Below are 203 nucleotides of genomic sequence, written 5' to 3' on the forward strand. Positions count from 1 at the left end.
AGTTAATATACCTTCTTCATAAATTTCCCTAATTTCTACTATTTGTATATCACTAATAACACCTATTTCATCATCTAAAATAGTTACTAAGTCTCCTAAATCCCAGTCAATTCTATAATTTTGAGTATCTATAGTAGCTTCAAAACTTTCAGTAATAGTATTTTCAGCTAATTTACTTTTACCTCTATCCGTTAAGTTAGAAT

The 203-nt window shown here is 26.6% G+C and carries 1 protein-coding gene; it reads right to left on the reverse strand.

From position 1 onward, the window contains the following. Nucleotides 1-203 (reverse strand): siphovirus ReqiPepy6 Gp37-like family protein (locus LPC13_RS16895; protein WP_234089043.1); only part of this gene is annotated, 203 nt, incomplete at both ends.

It is taken from the genome of Clostridium celatum (genome assembly GCF_021412605.1).
Taxonomy (GTDB): domain Bacteria; phylum Bacillota; class Clostridia; order Clostridiales; family Clostridiaceae; genus Clostridium; species Clostridium celatum.